The organism is Microbacterium sp. IO18, from assembly GCF_049099505.1.
Classification (GTDB): domain Bacteria; phylum Actinomycetota; class Actinomycetes; order Actinomycetales; family Microbacteriaceae; genus Microbacterium; species Microbacterium aurugineum.
Map to the genome: position 1 here is coordinate 710,960 of NZ_JBMJAF010000001.1, position 16,315 is coordinate 727,274.

Consider the following 16,315-nt stretch of genomic DNA (forward strand, 5'->3'; position numbering starts at 1 on the left):
GACATCCCCGCGTAATGACGCGGCTTTCCGCGGATCCGAGAGGACACCGACTAGGTGGTGACACGGACCATCGTGTCGCGCGCCGAGCCCTGCCCGACCACGACGAAGCCCTCCGCGCGATAGAGGTTGCGTGCGAAGTTGTCCCGTTCCACGCTCAAGCTGATCCGCGAGTGACCTTGGGACCCCGCGAGTTCCACGACACCGCGTAACAAGGTGCGCCCGACACCGCGTGCCCGCCACAGCGGATGCACCCCGATGATCAGCTCCGGGACGGCGACACCCACGAAACCGAATCCGGGCGCATTCTGCGGAAGCACGCGATACCAGGCTGCGCCCACGGGCACGTCGTCCTCACCGGTGGCCACCAGTCCGTCGTCGGCCGACCTCTTCCACCCTGCGAGATAGCGCCGGTGCTCAGCCGACGTCAAGACCTCGTGCCGAGGACGCACTCCCCCGGCACGCCAGTTGGCGGCCTCGACGAGCATGTCGCCGAGGAACATCGCATCCGTCTGCGCCGCCCTGCGGAGGGAGAAACCCCTGTACATGACGTGAGCCTAGGGCGCCGGTGTTACATCGGGATGACGGTCAGCCGTGAGTGGGGAGACGACTCCCTGCACTCACGCTTCGATGACGAGCGGCACGATCATCGGACGACGACGCAACCGCTGGTTCACCCAACGACCGATCGTGCGTCGCACGACCTGCGACAACGCGTGGGTGTCACGGACGCCGTTGCCCGACGCTTCCTTGAGCGCCGCGACGATCTTCGGCGTGACGTCGTCGAACACCGAGTCATCCTCGGCGACACCGCGCGCGTGGATCTCCGGACCGGAGATGATGCGCCCCGTGCCGGCGTCCACGACGACGATGACGGAGATGAAGCCCTCCTCGCCGAGGATCCGACGATCCTTGAGGTCGGCATCGGTGATCTCGCCGACGGTGGAGCCGTCGACGTACACGAATCCGAGGTCGAGCTGACCGGCGACCTTCGCGACGCCGTCCTTCAGGTCGATCACGGTGCCGTTCGAGGCGATGATCGTGTTCTCCTCTGCGATGCCGGTGTCCTGCGCGAGCTTGGCGTTCGCGATCAGGTGCCGGTACTCCCCGTGCACGGGGAGGACGTTCTTCGGCTTGAGGATGTTGTAGCAATAGATCAGTTCGCCGGCGGCGGCGTGTCCGGAGACATGCACCTTCGCATTCGCCTTGTGGACGACGTTCGCACCGAGCTTGGTGAGTCCGTCGATCACACGGTAGACGGCGTTCTCGTTGCCCGGAATGAGGCTGGAGGCGAGGATGACGGTGTCGCCCTCGCTGATCTCGATCGCGTGGTCCAGATTCGCCATGCGGCTCAGCACCGCCATGGGCTCACCCTGTGAGCCCGTGGACATGTAGACGATCTGCTCGTCGGGCAGGTCGCGCGCCTTCTTGAAGTCGATGAGCACCCCGTCCGGCACCTTCAGATAGCCGAGCTGCTCGGCGATCGTCATGTTGCGAACCATGCTGCGGCCGAGGAAAGCGACACGGCGGCCGTTGGCGTACGCCGCGTCGATCACCTGCTGCACGCGATGGACGTGGCTGGAGAAGCTCGCGACAATGACGCGACGAGGTGCCTTCGCGATCACCTGGTCGAGCACAGGGCCGATCGAGCGCTCCGTCGGCGTGAACCCGGGGACGTCGGCGTTGGTCGAGTCGACGAGGAACAGGTCGACACCCTCTTCGCCGAGGCGCGCGAAAGCCCGGAGGTCGGTGATGCGACCGTCCAGCGGCAGCTGATCCATCTTGAAGTCACCGGTGGCGAGCACCATTCCCGCCGGGGTGCGGATCGCCACGGCCAGCGCGTCGGGAATCGAGTGATTCACGGCGACGAACTCGAGGTCGAACGGGCCGACCCGCTCCTGCTGACCTTCCTTCACCGTGAGCGTGAAGGCCTTGATGCGGTGCTCCTTGAGCTTCGCCTCGACCAGTGCAAGGGTGAGGCCCGAACCGATCAGGGGGATGTCGCTCTTGAGCCGGAGCAGATAGGGAACGGCGCCGATGTGGTCTTCGTGGCCGTGCGTGAGCACCACGCCCACGATGTCGTCCAGGCGGTCACGGATGGGCTCGAAGTCCGGAAGGATCAGGTCGACGCCAGGCTGGTGCTCCTCGGGGAAGAGCACACCGCAATCGACGATCAGGATCTTGCCGTCGTACTCGAACATGGTCATGTTGCGACCGATCTCGCCGAGTCCGCCGATCGGGATGACCCGAAGCGTTCCTTCGTCGAGAGCGGTCGGTTCTACCAGGGGAATGGACATGCTGTCTCCTCAGTCGGACACTCCGCGCGTCCGTTCGTTCGTGGCGACGCGACTCAGCGCGTCGTGCCGTGCACCTTCGGCAGGGCACCACCCGCAGCCGCATTGCGGTCGGGTCGGAAGTTCGAGAAGTCCGCACCGGGAACGTTCTGCACGAGGTCGAGCTCATCCTCGATGAGCGCGGCCTCCCATTCCTCGGGGCCGACCAGGGGAAGGCGGACGCGCGGGCTCGAGATGCGACCGAGTCCGTGCAGGATGTACTTCGCCGCGACCGTTCCCGGCACGTGGGTCATCACGGCACGCACGAGCGGCTCCAGGCGCTTGTGCTCCGCGGTCGCCGTGGCGAGGTCACCCGCGTTCACCGCATCGATGATCGTGCGGTACGGGGCCGCCGCGACGTTGGCCGTCACGCCGATGAGGCCCGTGGCACCGATCGCGAGGTGCGGCAGCACGTTCGCGTCGTCGCCGGAGAAGTACATCAGGTCGGTCTGGTTGAGCACGCGGCTCACCTCGGAGAAGTCGCCCTTGGCGTCCTTCACGGCGAGGATGTTCGGGTGCTTCGCGAGCCGCAGGATCGTCTCGTACTTGATCGGCACGCCCGTGCGCCCCGGAATGTCGTAGAGGATCACCGGCAGATCGGTCGCGTCGGCGACCAGCCGGAAGTGCGTGAGGATTCCGGCCTGCGTCGGCTTGTTGTAGTACGGCGTGACGATCATGATGCCGTCGGCGCCGGCCTTCTCGCTGGCCTTGTAGAGCTCGATCGCGTGGGCCGTCTCATTGGAACCACCGCCGGTGATGATCTTCGCGCGCCCCGCCGAAACGGACTTGCCGACCTCGACGAGCTTGAGCTTCTCCGGGTCCGTCAGGGTCGAGGTCTCGCCGGTCGTTCCCGTCACGACGATGCCGTCCGCGCCTGCGGTGATCACGTCATCGATGTGCTTCTCGACAGCGGGCCAATCGACTTCACCGTCGGCCGTCATCGGAGTGACGAGCGCGACGAGAACCTGTCCGAAAGGGTTGCCCGAGTGCGTCATAAGCCCAGCGTATAGGTTCGACCGGTGGTCCCGCGGACGCGGTGACGCAGATGCACCTCTCCTCGGTGCGCACGGGTCCGAGCGCGTCCCCCGGGCCTGCGCACGTCTCTCGTCGACTCCTGTCGGCCTCAGACGCGACCGCGCCGAGCGACGCCGGACGTGAACGAGCGGGGCAGGACACGCGTCAGCGCCACGATCGCCTTGTACCGAAGTGACGGAACGGATACTGCTCTGCCGCGCGCCGCATCGCGCAGACCGGTACGGACGACATCGCGCGCGTTCAGCCACATGATCGCGGGCACACCCTCCTCCCCCACGGCCAGACCCATCCGCTCATGGAAGGACGTGTGCGTGAATCCGGGGCAGAGCGCGGTGACACTCACTCCGTCTCGTGCGTACTCCGCATTCGCCCAGCCGCTGAATCCGATCAGCCAGGACTTGCATGCCGAATAGGTCGACCGGGAGATGAACCCGGCAACAGAGGCGACGTTGATGATGCGACCACCGCGCCCGCGCATCGTCTGCAGCGCCGCGTGCATCAGGCGCATCGACGCCTCGACGTGCACGCGGAGGTGCCGCACCTCGTCGTCGATGTCGTTGTCCGCGAACTGCAGCGGCAGACCGAACCCGGCGTTGTTGATCAGGAGGTCGACCGGGTCGGAGGTGTCGCGCAATCGGGCGGCGACGCGCTCGACCTCGTTCTCCACCGCGAGGTCGGCGACGAGGATCTCGACCGCGACACCGTACTCCGTGCGCAGCTCCGTGCCCAGCGCCTCCAGCGTCTCGGGTGTCCGCGCCACCAGGATGAGGTCAGCTCGACGCCGTGCCAGTTGGCGCGCGAACTCGGCTCCCAGCCCCGCGCTGGCTCCGGTGATCAATGCGGTGGGCATCAGCGCTCGTACCCGAGGAAGCGGTAGCGGATGCCGGTGCGCGATGTCTGCCACTCGCCCTCGTCGACGAGTCGCCAGCCGGTCGTGGCGGGCGCATAGGCGTCTCCGGCGACGTCGATGTCGAGCTCGGTGACCTCGAGGCGATCGGCGTCGCCGATGACCTGACGGAAGATCTCCGCGCCTCCGATGATCCACGCCTTGTCCAGCCCGCGGACTGCTTCGGCGACGGTCGCCGCCCGTCGCGCGCCCTCATGGCTCCAGTCCTGTTGGCGCGTGATCACGATGTTGTCGCGACCGGAGAGCGGGCGGAACAGCTCCGGAAGGGAGTCCCACGTCTTCCGGCCCATCACCACCGGTGCCCCGAGCGTGACGTCCTTGAAGTGAGCGAGATCCTCCGGAACGTGCCAGGGCATCCCGCCCTCCGCTCCGATCACGCCGCCGCGCGCCTCAGCCCAGATCAGCCCGACCCACGTCATACGGCCACCGCCGCCCGGATCGGCGCGTGATGCTGGTAGTCCTCGACGATGAAGTCCTCGTACCGGTAGTCGAAGATCGACTCCGGCTTCCTCGCCAGTCGCAGGGTCGGGTACGCGTAGGGCTCGCGGCTGAGCTGCTCGCGCACCTGCTCCACGTGATTGTCGTAGACGTGGCAGTCACCGCCGGTCCACACGAAGTCCCCGGGCTCCAGGCCGACCTGCTGCGCGATCATCAGGGTGAGCAGCGCATAGGAGGCGATGTTGAACGGCACTCCGAGGAACATGTCGGCGCTGCGCTGATACAGCTGGCAGGAGAGCTTTCCATCCGCGACGTAGAACTGGAAGAGCGCATGACACGGCGCGAGTGCCATGTCGGGGATATCCGCAGGATTCCACGCCGAGACGATCAGACGACGGGAATCGGGCGAGCGACGGATCTGCTCGATGACCTCGGAGAGTTGGTCGATGCTGCCGCCGTCGGGAGTCGGCCAGGAGCGCCACTGCACCCCGTACACCGGGCCGAGATCGCCCGACTCGTCGGCCCACTCGTCCCAGATCGTCACGCCGTTGTCGCGCAGCCATCCGACGTTGGAATCCCCTCGGAGGAACCAGAGCAGCTCGTACGCGATCGACTTGAAGTGCACGCGCTTCGTCGTGATGAGCGGGAAGCCCTTCGCGAGGTCGAAGCGGATCTGCCGCCCGAAGACGCTCGTCGTGCCGGTACCCGTCCGATCCGACTTGTGCGTGCCGGTCTCCACGACATCGCGGAGCAGATCTTCATAGGGGGTCGGAACGGCGGCGCTCATGACAGCCACGATACCTTCCCGCCCCCGTCGCGGGGTGGATCCTCCGCCTTGGAAAGCCCCGTTCGTCATCATCGGAAACATCGACTCCCGATCCCACGAGCGCGGCGTACTCTCGACGCATGTCGCCCGCGCTCGCCCTCGTGATCGTCCTCGGTCTCCTCGTGCTCGCCACGGCGGTCGGGGTCGCGCTTCGTCGGCGCGACGGGCGGCGGCGCGACGGCGGCAGGCTCCGGTTCGATGCCACGGACATCCCCTCGGCAGCACTCGGCTCCCGCGCGACACTGGTGCAGTTCAGCACCGAGAGCTGTGCGCGTTGCCCGCAGGTGCGCCGGTTGCTGCACTCCTACGCGTCGGGTGACGACGGGCTCGCGCACATCGAGGTCGATCTGACGCACCGCCCCGACCTTTCGGCACGGTACAAGGTGCTGCAGACGCCGACGACCTTCCTCATCGACGGCTCCGGCACCGTCCACGCACGATTCCATGGTGTCCCCCACCGTCATGCACTCACCGAAGCGGTCGCGGCCGTCTGAGGCGCGAAGACTGGAGCACACATGACCACGCCCGCACGCATAGACCCCCGCGGTCCGCGATTCGCGGCCACGATCACCGCGGCACTGCTGCTCGCGGCCACGTTCCTGGCGTTGACGGGGATATCCACCGCCCAGGCGGGCGCGGCGACGTTCGGCTGGTACGCCTATCAGCCGTCGACCGGCGCGACCTTCGTCCCCGGCGGATGGGCCGTGTCCGGAACGCCCCTCGTTCAGCGTGCCCTGGACCCGGGATTCCTGCTCACGGTGATCATCGCCCTGCTGTTCCTGTGGGCCCTCGTCTCACCGAGGACGGCCCCCTGGGGTGTCCTGTTCCGCGCGCTGGTGCGCCCTCGGCTCGCGCCGCCTGCGGAGCTTGAAGATCCGCGACCGCCTCGGTTCTCTCAGGGGGTCGGTCTCTTCGTGGTCGGCGTCGGTCTCGTTCTGCACCTCGTCGGGGTCCCCTGGGCGTTGCCGATCGCCACCGCTGCCGCCTTCATCGCCGCCTTCCTCAACGCGGCGTTCGGCTTCTGCCTCGGATGCCAGATGTACCTGCTGCTCCAGCGGGTCGGCGTGATCGGCCGGACAGCCCCCGCAGCGTGATTCCGGTTCCCTCCGAACCGAACCGTCGATAGGCTGGCCGCGACGTGACCCCTCATCCCTCGGGGCACGAGAACCGGAGGAACCATGCCCGTCACCAGCGAAGCCGCCAGCACCTGGACAGGATCGCTCATGGAGGGGTCGGGCACCGTGGCGTTCTCTTCGTCGAAGCTCGGCACCTTCCCGATCAACTGGAAGGCTCGCAGCGAAGGCAGCGACACCACGACCACGCCGGAAGAGCTCATCGCTGCCGCTCATGCCTCGTGCTTCAGCATGGCGCTCTCCCACGCCCTGGCCGAGAACGGCACGCCTCCCGAGCGAGTCGACGCGAGCGCGTCCGTCACCTTCAAGCCCGGTGTCGGCATCACCGGCAGCCACCTCAACGTCAACGCGACCGTCCCGAACCTCACTCCGGAGGCGTTCCAGGAGATCGCGAACGGAGCGAAGACCGGGTGCCCGGTGTCTCAGGCGCTCGCGGGCATCGAGATCACGCTCGAGGCGACGCTCGCCTGATCGTCGAACCCGACGTCAGGGCCGACGGAAGAGGCGGATCGCCTCGCGGATGCTGGCTCTGGCGTCTTTCCGGCGTCCGGCGGCGTCTTGCACGACGCCCAGGCGGTACCGTGCACGCCAGTCATCATGCGCGGCATCCGCTTCTGCTGCGTACCGTGCGATCAGGGGGTCTGCGTCGGCGCGCGCGATACGCCCGCTCGGTGTCAGCTCGGTCTCCACCGGAGGCATCCCTCCCTCCGCGTCGAGCAGTCGCCCCAGGCGGTCCGCGCCGAAGCCGAACATCATCTCCCGGACGAGCGCCCAGGCACCGATCGGAGCCAGCACGAGGAGCGTGATGCCCATGCCGATCGAAATCGGAGTGCCGACCGAGATGAACATCACGGCGAGCCAGATCGCGACCGCAAGGTAGACGAGCAGCGCCGCCGCCATCAGCGCGACGCCGATCCGCGACATCACGAGCGGATGCCGATGTCGATCATGTGCTCGAGGCCGACGACCACACCGGCGGCGCTTCGCGCGAACGGGACCGCGATGCGGATCCCGGGTGCGTAGGCGAGCGCCGAGTCCGTGGTGTCATGGGTGAACGTCAGCGATTCCCCCGGTCCGGACAGGATGACCTCCTGCTTGGCGACGACACCGGGGCGACGCAAGGAGTGAATGGGCACGCTTCCGACCTGCTGCCCCCGGGCGCGCTGATCGGCGTGCGGAGCGCTGACCGGCCCCTGCTCCGCGCGCGCGGCCGCGATGAGCTCCGCGGTACGCACGGCCGTGCCGCTGGGCGAATCGATCTTGGTCTCGCGATGCGCCTCGATGATCTCCGCGGAGCCGAAGAACGGGGCCGCCGCCGCCGCGAGGGCTGACCCGAGCACCGATCCGAGCGAGAAGTTGGGGATGAAGACCGCGCCGGTCCCGGCCGCCTCGACGAGGGGGCGCACCAGCGCGATCCGCTCGGACGACCAGCCCGAGGTCGCGACGAGCACATTGATCCCTCGCTCGACGGCGGCGCGGACGACGTCGACGCTCACCTGCGGCGTCGATGCATCGATGACGAGGCCGGCGCCGTCCAGCTCGGAGAGTTCACTCGTCGAGGTCAGCACACGGCTCACCTCGAACCCCTCGAGCTCGTCGACCACCGCATGGATGATCTGTCCGAGCTTCCCGGTGCCGCCGACGAGTGCTACCTGCGTGGTCATGCGTCCAGTCTATTTCGCGGACATCGCCCGCCTCGCGGGGCGCGCGGGACCGCATCGCACCCGATTCGGGGAGCGCTCGACCTCACACGAGCAGTGCGTCGGGAATTCCGGTGCGCAGCTCCACCGGCAGGTGACCGGTGTCGTTGTGCGTGAGCAGCGTCCACGGCCGTCCCTGTTTCTGCGCGATCACCGTCAGGCCGCAGTGCGACTGGTTCAAGGTCATCCAGCGCCACTCCGGCGCCGCGAGCACCTCGCGGACGAACCAGGAGATCACGAAGTTGTGGGTGATGAGCACCTCGTGGACATCACCGGTCTTGCGAACGAGGAACTCGTTGACGGCATCCGACATCTGTGCGCGCCCCGCCTCGATCTCCGCCTCGGTCACCGACCCGAAGAACGGTTCGAACGCAGACGGAGTGTCCTCGGTCATCCCGGTCGGCACGCAGTCGAAGAGCAGTGCCGTCGGTGCGGGGTCGACCGAGGGCAGTCGCGCGGCGATCGCCCGCGCCGTCTCGTTGGCCCGCAAGAGCGGGGAATGCCACACAGCATCGAGCGGAAGGCCGGACAACCGGTCGGCGATCAGCTCCGCCTGACGCTGCCCCCGCGGGGAGAGGGGTCCGTCGGCGAGACCATGTTCTGCGTCCTGATGTTCACCGTGTCTAACCAGATATATGTAGTGCGTCACAACTCGCTCGCTTCATTGCCAGCATCCGCCGGGCGTTCATTCCACCCTATGTCAACGGCGGACGATACTCAGTTGCCGGCCCGCGTGAGCTCGGCGAGGTGGCTCCGTGACAGCGAGACGCCGGCGCCCTGCATGAGCTCATCGACATGATCCGTCGCGAAAGCGTTCACGATCGGCGCAGCGACGGTGCGCTGCGCGAGAAGCCAGGCGATCGACACCGCCGCCACGGGAACGCCCAGCTCTTCGGCGACCTGATCGAGCGCGCGCAACACCTTGATGCCTCGTCGATTCAGGTGCCCACGCAACTGCTCGCCGCGCACGCCGCGCGAGGTGAGCGCCTTGTTGCGGTGCCGACCGGACAAGAACCCGTGCTCGAGCGCATGGGACGGCGTGACCGCCAGGTTCTGCGCGCCGGCCACGAGGCGCAGATCGCCTTCGAACGGCAGACGCCGGACCAGGTTGTACGGTGCGTCGATGACCTGCACCCGCGGGTAGCCGGCTGAGGCGAGGATGCGCGCCTCGACCAGCCGCTCCGGCGCGAGCCCGTAGGCGCCGAGCGCGCCGACCTTGCCCGCGTCCGACAGCCATTCGACGGTCGCCAGGGTGTCTTCGAGGTTGGTCGTCGCGTCGAGCGTGGCGTCGAGGTACAGCACGTCGATCCGCTCGACACCGAGTCTGGTCAGCGAGCCCTCGACCGCGCGCACGAGGTTCACGGAGCCGAGCCCGGGGTTGTCGGCATGAGCGCCGACGCGCACACTCAGGACGGCACGCTCGCTCTGTCCGCGCGAACGCAGCCACTGGCCGATGATGTGCTCGCTCCGGCCACCGGAGAATCCGTCCGCGGTGTGGATCGCGTTGCCACCGAACTCGACGTAGCGATCAAGGATGCCGTGGCTGGTCTCGAGGTCGACGTTCCAGCCGAACTCTGCAGCGCCGAGCATCAGCGGGAAGGTCTCGAAGCCGGTCTCGCCGAGTGGCACCCGGATGGATTCCCCTATCCCCGGACCGACGATGGGAATGGGCGCGGAGGGATGCTCGGCTGCGGCCGCGTGGTCGCGTTCCGCTGACGCTCCTGCGCCTACGCCGAACAACCGCATACTCTCTCACCCCCGCGTCGATCGGTGCGTCCCGACCTGCGTACCTGCTGGATCTGCACCCCCCGGTGCGTACTTCCGAGGGTAGGCGAATTCACACAACGTCCTGACCAATCCGGGGAACGTCGGGGAAACGCCCGATAACGATTTGGTCACACCGGAGACGACGAAACCCGGGCCCGTCCAGCGCGGACGGACCCGGGTTCCTGTTCGAGCTCTGGGCCTACTCCGCGGCAGCGGCCTCGGCAGGAGCTGCCTCGGCGGCCGGAGCGTCGTCGAGCACGGGCTCGAGCGAGAGCTTGCCGCGGTCATCGATCTTCGTGATCTTCACGAGGATCTTCTGACCGACCGACAGGACGTCATCGACGTTCTCGACCCGCTTGCCACCGGCGAGCTTGCGCACCTCGGTGACGTGCAGGAGGCCGTCCTTGCCCGGCAGCAGCGAGATGAACGCACCGAACGTGGCGATCTTCACGACGGTGCCGAGGAACTGCTCTCCGACCTCCGGGTTCGTGGGGTTCGCGATCGCGTTGACCTGAGCACGGGCGGCCTCGGCCGAGGGGCCGTCGGTCGCGCCGATGTAGACGGTGCCGTCCTCCTCGATGGAGATCTGCGCGCCCGTCTCGTCCTGGATCGCGTTGATCGTCTTGCCCTTCGGGCCGATCAGCTCACCGATCTTGTCGACAGGGATCTGCACGCTGATGACGCGCGGAGCCGTGGGCGCCATCTCGTCCGGAGCGTCGATCGCCGCGTTCAGGACGTTGAGGATCGTCAGACGAGCCTCGCGGGCCTGAGTGAGCGCACCGGCGAGCACCGACGACGGGATGCCGTCGAGCTTCGTGTCGAGCTGGATCGCCGTGACGAACTCGCTGGTACCGGCGACCTTGAAGTCCATGTCGCCGAGAGCATCTTCGGCGCCGAGGATGTCGGTCAGTGCCGCGTAGCGGGTCTCACCGTCGACCTCATCGGAGACGAGACCCATCGCGATACCGGCGACGGGGGCGCGCAGCGGCACACCCGCGTTCAGCAGCGACAGGGTCGACGCGCACACGGAGCCCATCGAGGTGGAGCCGTTGGAGCTCAGCGCCTCGGACACCTGACGGATCGCGTACGGGAACTCCTCGCGGCTCGGCAGCACCGGCACGAGGGCGCGCTCGGCCAGGAAGCCGTGCCCGATCTCGCGACGCTTCGGCGAACCGACACGGCCGGTCTCACCGGTCGAGTAGGGCGGGAAGTTGTAGTGGTGCATGTACCGCTTGCTCGTCGTGGGCGACAGCGAGTCGATCTGCTGCTCCATCTTGAGCATGTTCAGCGTGGTGACACCCATGATCTGGGTCTCGCCGCGCTGGAAGATCGCGGAGCCGTGCACGCGCGGGATGACCTGCACCTCGGCGTCGAGCGGCCGGATGTCCGCCAGGCCACGGCCGTCGATGCGAGCGCCCTCGGTGAGGATGCGTCCACGGACGATCTTCTTCGTGACCGACTTGTACGCGGCGGAGAACTCCAGCGGAGCCGCGGCCGGCAGCGAGCCCGCCTCGGTGGCCTCGATGAGCTCGGCCTTGACGCGGTCCTTGATCGCGTCGTCAGCGGTCTGACGCTCGACCTTGTCGGCGATCTGGTAGACGTCGCTGAGCTCGGCGAAAACGCGCTCGGAGACGAAGCTGTAGACCTCGTCGCTGTACGCGGGGAAGACCGGGTACACGCCCGGCTCCTTCGACGCGGTGGCGGCGAGCTCGGCCTGAGCCTTGACGAGCTGGGCGATGAAGGGCTTCGAGGCCTCGAGGCCCTGGGCGACGATCTCCTCGTTCGGCTTCGTGGCGCCGGCCTTGATCAGGTTCCAGCTGTCCTCGGTGGCCTCGGCCTCGACCATCATGATGGCGACGTCTTCCGTGCCATCGGCCTTGGTGACCACGCGGCCGGCGACGATCAGGTCGAACACGGCCTCCGAGACCTGCTCGGCAGTCGGGAACGCGACCCACTGGTCCGCGTGCTGGCCGTTGCCGGGGATGAACGCGAGGCGCACACCGGCGACGGGGCCCGAGAACGGCAGACCCGAGATCTGGGTCGACGCCGATGCCGCGTTGATCGCGAGAGCGTCGTAGAACTCACCCGGTGCGATCGACAGGACGGTGATGACGATCTGGACCTCGTTGCGCAGGCCGTCGACGAACGACGGACGCAGCGGACGGTCGATCAGACGGCAGACGAGGATCGCCTCGGTGGAGGGACGACCCTCACGACGGAAGAACGAGCCGGGGATCTTGCCTGCGGCGTAGGAGCGCTCCTCGACGTCAACCGTCAACGGGAAGAAGTCGAAGCCCTCGCGGGGGTGCTTGCCTGCGCTGGTGGCCGAGAGGAGCATGGTCTCGCCGTCGAGGTACGCGGCGACTGCGCCCTGAGCCTGCTGCGCGAGGCGGCCGGTCTCGAAGCGGATGGTGCGGGTGCCGAAGCGGCCGTTGTCGAGAACGGCCTCGGTGGCGGTGATTTCAGGACCTTCCAAGAGGTCTCTCCTTCTTTGTTTAGACTCGCGAGTCCATGTGACGCGCGAGCGTGTTCAAAGGAGCGGAACGGAAGGGTTCGGGCGCGCGGGCACTCCCGCGAATCTCGCCTGCGCTGGCCACCAGTAGAAAGCCACCCGACACGTGCCGAGGAACCCACCACAGGGGACCAGCTTCTCCGCCGATCGCTCCATGAGTCGATGTGAAGTTGTGCAGTTGACACACGTCAACCTCATCCACCCTACCAGCGCACATCCCGAATGCTGGTGTCGCTCCGAGCTTCGCGGATCCGACACGTGACGGTCAGATGCTGTTCATCCGCAGGATCCCGCGTCGCGACGAGGATCCGCTCTGCTGAGATCATGCGCATGTCAGTGATCGGCTGCGGGTACCTCGGTGCCGTGCATGCCGCAGCGATGGCCTCCCTCGGACACGACGTCACGGGTATCGACGTCGACGAGGAGAAGATCGCCGCCCTCATGGCGGGGAAGGCACCGTTCTTCGAGCCTCGACTCCCGGAGATGCTCGAAGAAGGCCTCGCTTCCGGACACCTGCGATTCAGCAGCCGGATGGCGGATGCCGCGGGCGCGGACGTCCACTTCCTCGCGGTCGGAACGCCTCAGATTCCCGGAGGTCACGCCGCGGATCTCCGCTACGTCGATGCGGCGATCGACGCGCTGCTCCCCCACTTGCGCCGCGGGGACGTCGTCGCGGGCAAGTCGACCGTGCCCGTCGGGACCGCCGGGCGACTGGCACGGCTCATCGCCGCGTCGGGAGCGACCCTGGTCTGGAACCCCGAATTCCTCCGCGAAGGGTGGGCGGTGCACGACACCCTGACCCCGGATCGTCTCGTGGTCGGTGCGGAACAGGGGGGTGACGGCACGCGCGCCGTCGCCACCCTGCGCGAGGCGTACGCCGCGGCCGTCGACGCCGGAACACCCTTCCTGGTCACCGACCTCGCCACGGCCGAGCTGGTCAAGGGGGCGTCGAACGCCTTCCTCGCCACCAAGATCTCCTTCATCAACGCGATGGCGGAGATCGCCGAAGCCTCCGAGGCGGACATCACGCTGCTCGCCGATGCCCTCGGGCTGGACAGCCGTATCGGGCGACGCTACCTCGGCGCGGGTATCGGCTTCGGTGGCGGGTGCCTGCCGAAGGACATCCGCGCCTTCGCCGCGCGCGCAGATGAGCTCGGTCGCGGCGAAGCGGTCGGCTTCCTGCGCGAAGTGGACATGATCAACCTGCGACGCCGCGACCGGGCCGTGCGCCTGGTGGTCGATGCACTCGGCGGACTCGTGTTCGGGCGCCGGATCGCGGTCCTCGGAGCGGCGTTCAAACCGTTCAGCGATGACATCCGTGATTCTCCGGCTCTGGATGTCGCCGTGCGCCTGCGAGGTCTCGGCGCAGACGTCGTCGTCACCGACCCTGCGGCGATCGACAACGCCATCGCCGCGCACCCGCAACTGGGATATGCCCGCGAGCGCGACGACGCACTGCGCGACGCCGATGCCGTGGTGATCGTGACCGAATGGGACGAATACAGGCGTGAGCTCTCGCCGGAGCACGCGGGCGGGCTGGTCCGCGGGCGGATCGTCATCGATGGACGCAACTGTCTCGACGCGGCGGCGTGGCGCGCCGCCGGCTGGCAGTATCACGGCATGGGTCGACGCTGACCCCCCGTCCGGAGGGGATTCAGCCGACGAACGCGGATCGGGGAGCCGACGATCCTCCGAGGCGGACGTAGTCATCATGCTTCGCCGTCCGCCCGTCGCCCGCAACGCGACCGTGCAGACGACGCCAGACCCAGGGCAGTGCGTGACGTCGCCACCACGCCCCCACGCCGAGGGGCTCGTGCTCGTGCAGTGCGGCATCGAGCGCTCCGAGAGCGTCGGCGTCCGGCACCCCGAGGAGCTCACCCGCCCGATACGCGAGGAAGCGATGCCCCCGGCTGCTCAGATGAACCAGGTCTTCGCCCCAGTTCGGGTGTTCGGCCAGCTGAGGGTGCAGATCCGTGTCGATCAGCATGGCCCCGGTGCGCGCCGCGATCCCGGTCAGAGCCGTCGCGTAGGCGGAGAACCTGCGGGTGTAGATCCACGCCGCACGGCGACCGGGGAGAAACGGCGTCACGAGGAGCACGTCGGCACCGATCGCCCGCAACCGCCGCACCGCGACCTCGAGCTCTGCGGCGAGCGCGGAGACATCGACACGGCGCTTCACGAGGTCGTTGGCTCCGATCAAGATCGACACGAGGTCCGGGCGAAGCTCGAGTGCCCTGGTCAGCTGGACGCCGGAGACGTCGTGCACTCGCTGGGAGCGGACGGCGAGGTTCGCGTAGTGCAGGTCGCCCCGGGCGGCGAGCAGCAGGGCGAGGCGATCAGCCCAGCCGCGGAGGGTCCCGTCGGGGGCCGGATCGCACAGTCCCTCCGTGAGTGAGTCGCCGAGCGCGACATAGCGGTGCCACTTCCGATCGGTGACCGGTGCGGGCGGCTCCGGTCGCACGCGCCTGCGCGCGCGGGCGCGGGAATCCGCGTGGTGCAGCGCCTGCGCCTCGTCGAAGTACTCGAGGAGCCGGTCGCACACGCCGGTCCAGCTGCGGCTCTGCACGGCGTCGCGTCCGGCTTCCCCGAACGCCCGGCGTTTGCGGGTGTCGCCGGCGAGGTCGGCCACGCGCGCACGGAGGTCGTCGAGGTCCCCCGGGCGGTACAGCCACCCGTCGATGCCCATGCGCACCAGGTCCAGGGGTCCGCCACGCCCGGTCGCGATGACGGGGACACCGCTGGCATGGGCCTCTTGGAGTGTCTGTCCGAAGGTCTCGCTCTCCCCCGGGTGCACGAACACGTCGAACGACGCGATCGCTGCGGCGAGCGCGTCACCGGCGAGGTGTCCGAGGAAAAGGGCATCCGGGAGCACGGTCTCGAGCTGCGCTCTGCTGGGCCCGTCCCCGACGATCACGAGCCGGGCGCCCGGGATGTCGCGGAGGACAACGAGGTCCTCGACCTGTTTCTCGGGGGCGAGCCGACCGACGTAGCCGATCACGACGTCGGCGCCCCAGGTCGCACGGAGCGCGGGGTCGCGTCGCGTGGGTTGGAAGCGCTCGGCATCGACCCCTCTCCCCCAGCGGCGGACACGGTCCACACCGAGTGCGGCGAGCTGCTGCGCCGCATCGGCGGAGGGCACGAGGGTCATCGTCGCCCGCCGGTGCAGTCGTGCGATGTGCGTCTGAGCGATCCCCGTGGTCGCCGCCATCCGGTACCTCTCGGTGTAGGCGGCCACGTCCGTCTGATACGCGGCGACGCTCGCGACGTCGAGCCGCTCAGCGGCGAGCACGCCCCGCCAGCCGAGAGCGAACGGGGAGGCGAGATGGACGACGTCGGGCGCGAAGCCTCGCAGGGAGGAAGCGATGCGTTGCGCACCCGACGTTCCCACCCTGACGTCGGGGTAGCCGGGCAGTCCGAGACTCGGGATCGCCTCGATCGGGGCGCCGTCGACCTGTTCGGGGACGCCGACGGCGGCCGGAGCCACGACATGTGCCTGGTGACCTCTCTGCTCGAGGTGGCGCAGGATCTGGAGGACGGAGCCGGTGACGCCGTTCATGTGCGGAAGGAAGGATTCTGTGACGATCGCTACTCTCACATCCCCAGGATGACGGCACTGGAAGGCCGCATCGCCGGAAGACGGCACACGGCACCGGATGTTCACCGGATG

Annotated in this window: 16 protein-coding genes; 4 read left to right on the forward strand and 12 right to left on the reverse strand. The window is 68.0% G+C overall.

Translation table 11 applies throughout. The features are described from left to right. Window positions 1-50: 50 nt before the first annotated feature. The 6 genes from ACLF6J_RS03530 to ACLF6J_RS03555 form a co-directional block, all read right to left on the reverse strand. Window positions 51-545 carry a GNAT family N-acetyltransferase gene (locus tag ACLF6J_RS03530; protein ID WP_134353584.1) on the reverse strand — a complete coding sequence of 165 codons (495 nt, stop codon included), beginning with the start codon at window positions 543-545 and terminating at the stop codon, window positions 51-53. Window positions 546-617: 72 nt separating this feature from the next. Beyond that, window positions 618-2,294: a ribonuclease J gene (locus ACLF6J_RS03535; RefSeq protein ID WP_047519292.1), complete on the reverse strand. Its 1,677-nt coding sequence runs from the start codon at window positions 2,292-2,294 to the stop codon at window positions 618-620. Between the two features lie 53 nt (window positions 2,295-2,347). Continuing rightward, window positions 2,348-3,325 carry a 4-hydroxy-tetrahydrodipicolinate synthase gene (dapA, locus tag ACLF6J_RS03540; protein ID WP_029259018.1) on the reverse strand — a complete coding sequence of 326 codons (978 nt, stop codon included), beginning with the start codon at window positions 3,323-3,325 and terminating at the stop codon, window positions 2,348-2,350. A 128-nt stretch (window positions 3,326-3,453) separates the two neighbouring features. After that, window positions 3,454-4,215, reverse strand: a complete 762-nt coding sequence (locus ACLF6J_RS03545; protein WP_134353583.1) for an SDR family NAD(P)-dependent oxidoreductase — start codon at window positions 4,213-4,215, stop codon at window positions 3,454-3,456. Beyond that, window positions 4,215-4,691, reverse strand: a complete 477-nt coding sequence (locus ACLF6J_RS03550) for a dihydrofolate reductase (protein WP_134353582.1) — start codon at window positions 4,689-4,691, stop codon at window positions 4,215-4,217. The genes ACLF6J_RS03545 and ACLF6J_RS03550 overlap by 1 nt, the downstream gene beginning before the upstream one ends. Beyond that, window positions 4,688-5,497, reverse strand: coding sequence for a thymidylate synthase (locus ACLF6J_RS03555; protein ID WP_131490865.1), 810 nt, complete (start codon window positions 5,495-5,497; stop codon window positions 4,688-4,690). Before ACLF6J_RS03555 ends, ACLF6J_RS03550 begins: the two co-directional genes overlap by 4 nt. Before the next feature lie 119 nt (window positions 5,498-5,616). Between ACLF6J_RS03555 and ACLF6J_RS03560 the strand changes: the two genes are divergently transcribed. The 3 genes from ACLF6J_RS03560 to ACLF6J_RS03570 all read left to right on the forward strand — a co-directional run bounded on the left by ACLF6J_RS03560 (window position 5,617) and on the right by ACLF6J_RS03570 (window position 7,140). Then, window positions 5,617-6,030 (forward strand): thioredoxin family protein, encoded by a 414-nt coding sequence (locus tag ACLF6J_RS03560; RefSeq protein ID WP_134353581.1) that lies wholly within the window; start codon window positions 5,617-5,619, stop codon window positions 6,028-6,030. A gap of 21 nt (window positions 6,031-6,051) precedes the next feature. Next, on the forward strand, window positions 6,052-6,630 hold the full coding sequence (locus ACLF6J_RS03565) for a DUF4395 domain-containing protein (RefSeq protein ID WP_134353580.1): 579 nt from the start codon (window positions 6,052-6,054) through the stop codon (window positions 6,628-6,630). Between the two features lie 84 nt (window positions 6,631-6,714). Beyond that, window positions 6,715-7,140, forward strand: a complete 426-nt coding sequence (locus tag ACLF6J_RS03570) for an OsmC family peroxiredoxin (RefSeq protein WP_047519305.1) — start codon at window positions 6,715-6,717, stop codon at window positions 7,138-7,140. 15 nt (window positions 7,141-7,155) lie between these two features. Here the strand turns inward: ACLF6J_RS03570 and ACLF6J_RS03575 are convergent, their stop codons facing one another. The 5 genes from ACLF6J_RS03575 to ACLF6J_RS03595 form a co-directional block, all read right to left on the reverse strand. Further along, on the reverse strand, window positions 7,156-7,593 hold the full coding sequence (locus tag ACLF6J_RS03575) for a hypothetical protein (RefSeq protein WP_052193232.1): 438 nt from the start codon (window positions 7,591-7,593) through the stop codon (window positions 7,156-7,158). Further along, window positions 7,593-8,333, reverse strand: a complete 741-nt coding sequence (dapB, locus tag ACLF6J_RS03580; RefSeq protein WP_134353579.1) for a 4-hydroxy-tetrahydrodipicolinate reductase — start codon at window positions 8,331-8,333, stop codon at window positions 7,593-7,595. Before dapB ends, ACLF6J_RS03575 begins: the two co-directional genes overlap by 1 nt. An 82-nt stretch (window positions 8,334-8,415) precedes the next feature. After that, window positions 8,416-9,018, reverse strand: coding sequence for a histidine phosphatase family protein (locus ACLF6J_RS03585; protein ID WP_047519311.1), 603 nt, complete (start codon window positions 9,016-9,018; stop codon window positions 8,416-8,418). Between the two features lie 68 nt (window positions 9,019-9,086). Next, window positions 9,087-10,115, reverse strand: coding sequence for an aldo/keto reductase (locus tag ACLF6J_RS03590; RefSeq protein ID WP_047519313.1), 1,029 nt, complete (start codon window positions 10,113-10,115; stop codon window positions 9,087-9,089). Between the two features lie 220 nt (window positions 10,116-10,335). Continuing rightward, on the reverse strand, window positions 10,336-12,612 hold the full coding sequence (locus ACLF6J_RS03595) for a polyribonucleotide nucleotidyltransferase (RefSeq protein ID WP_047519315.1): 2,277 nt from the start codon (window positions 12,610-12,612) through the stop codon (window positions 10,336-10,338). 360 nt (window positions 12,613-12,972) lie between these two features. On the opposite strand from ACLF6J_RS03595, the gene ACLF6J_RS03600 reads away from it, so the two are divergent. Then, a complete protein-coding gene (locus ACLF6J_RS03600; protein WP_134353578.1) occupies window positions 12,973-14,283 on the forward strand; it encodes a UDP-glucose dehydrogenase family protein in 1,311 nt (436 codons plus the stop codon). Window positions 14,284-14,302: 19 nt separating this feature from the next. Here the strand turns inward: ACLF6J_RS03600 and ACLF6J_RS03605 are convergent, their stop codons facing one another. Continuing rightward, window positions 14,303-16,204: a GDSL-type esterase/lipase family protein gene (locus ACLF6J_RS03605; RefSeq protein ID WP_244093648.1), complete on the reverse strand. Its 1,902-nt coding sequence runs from the start codon at window positions 16,202-16,204 to the stop codon at window positions 14,303-14,305. Window positions 16,205-16,315: the final 111 nt, after the last annotated feature.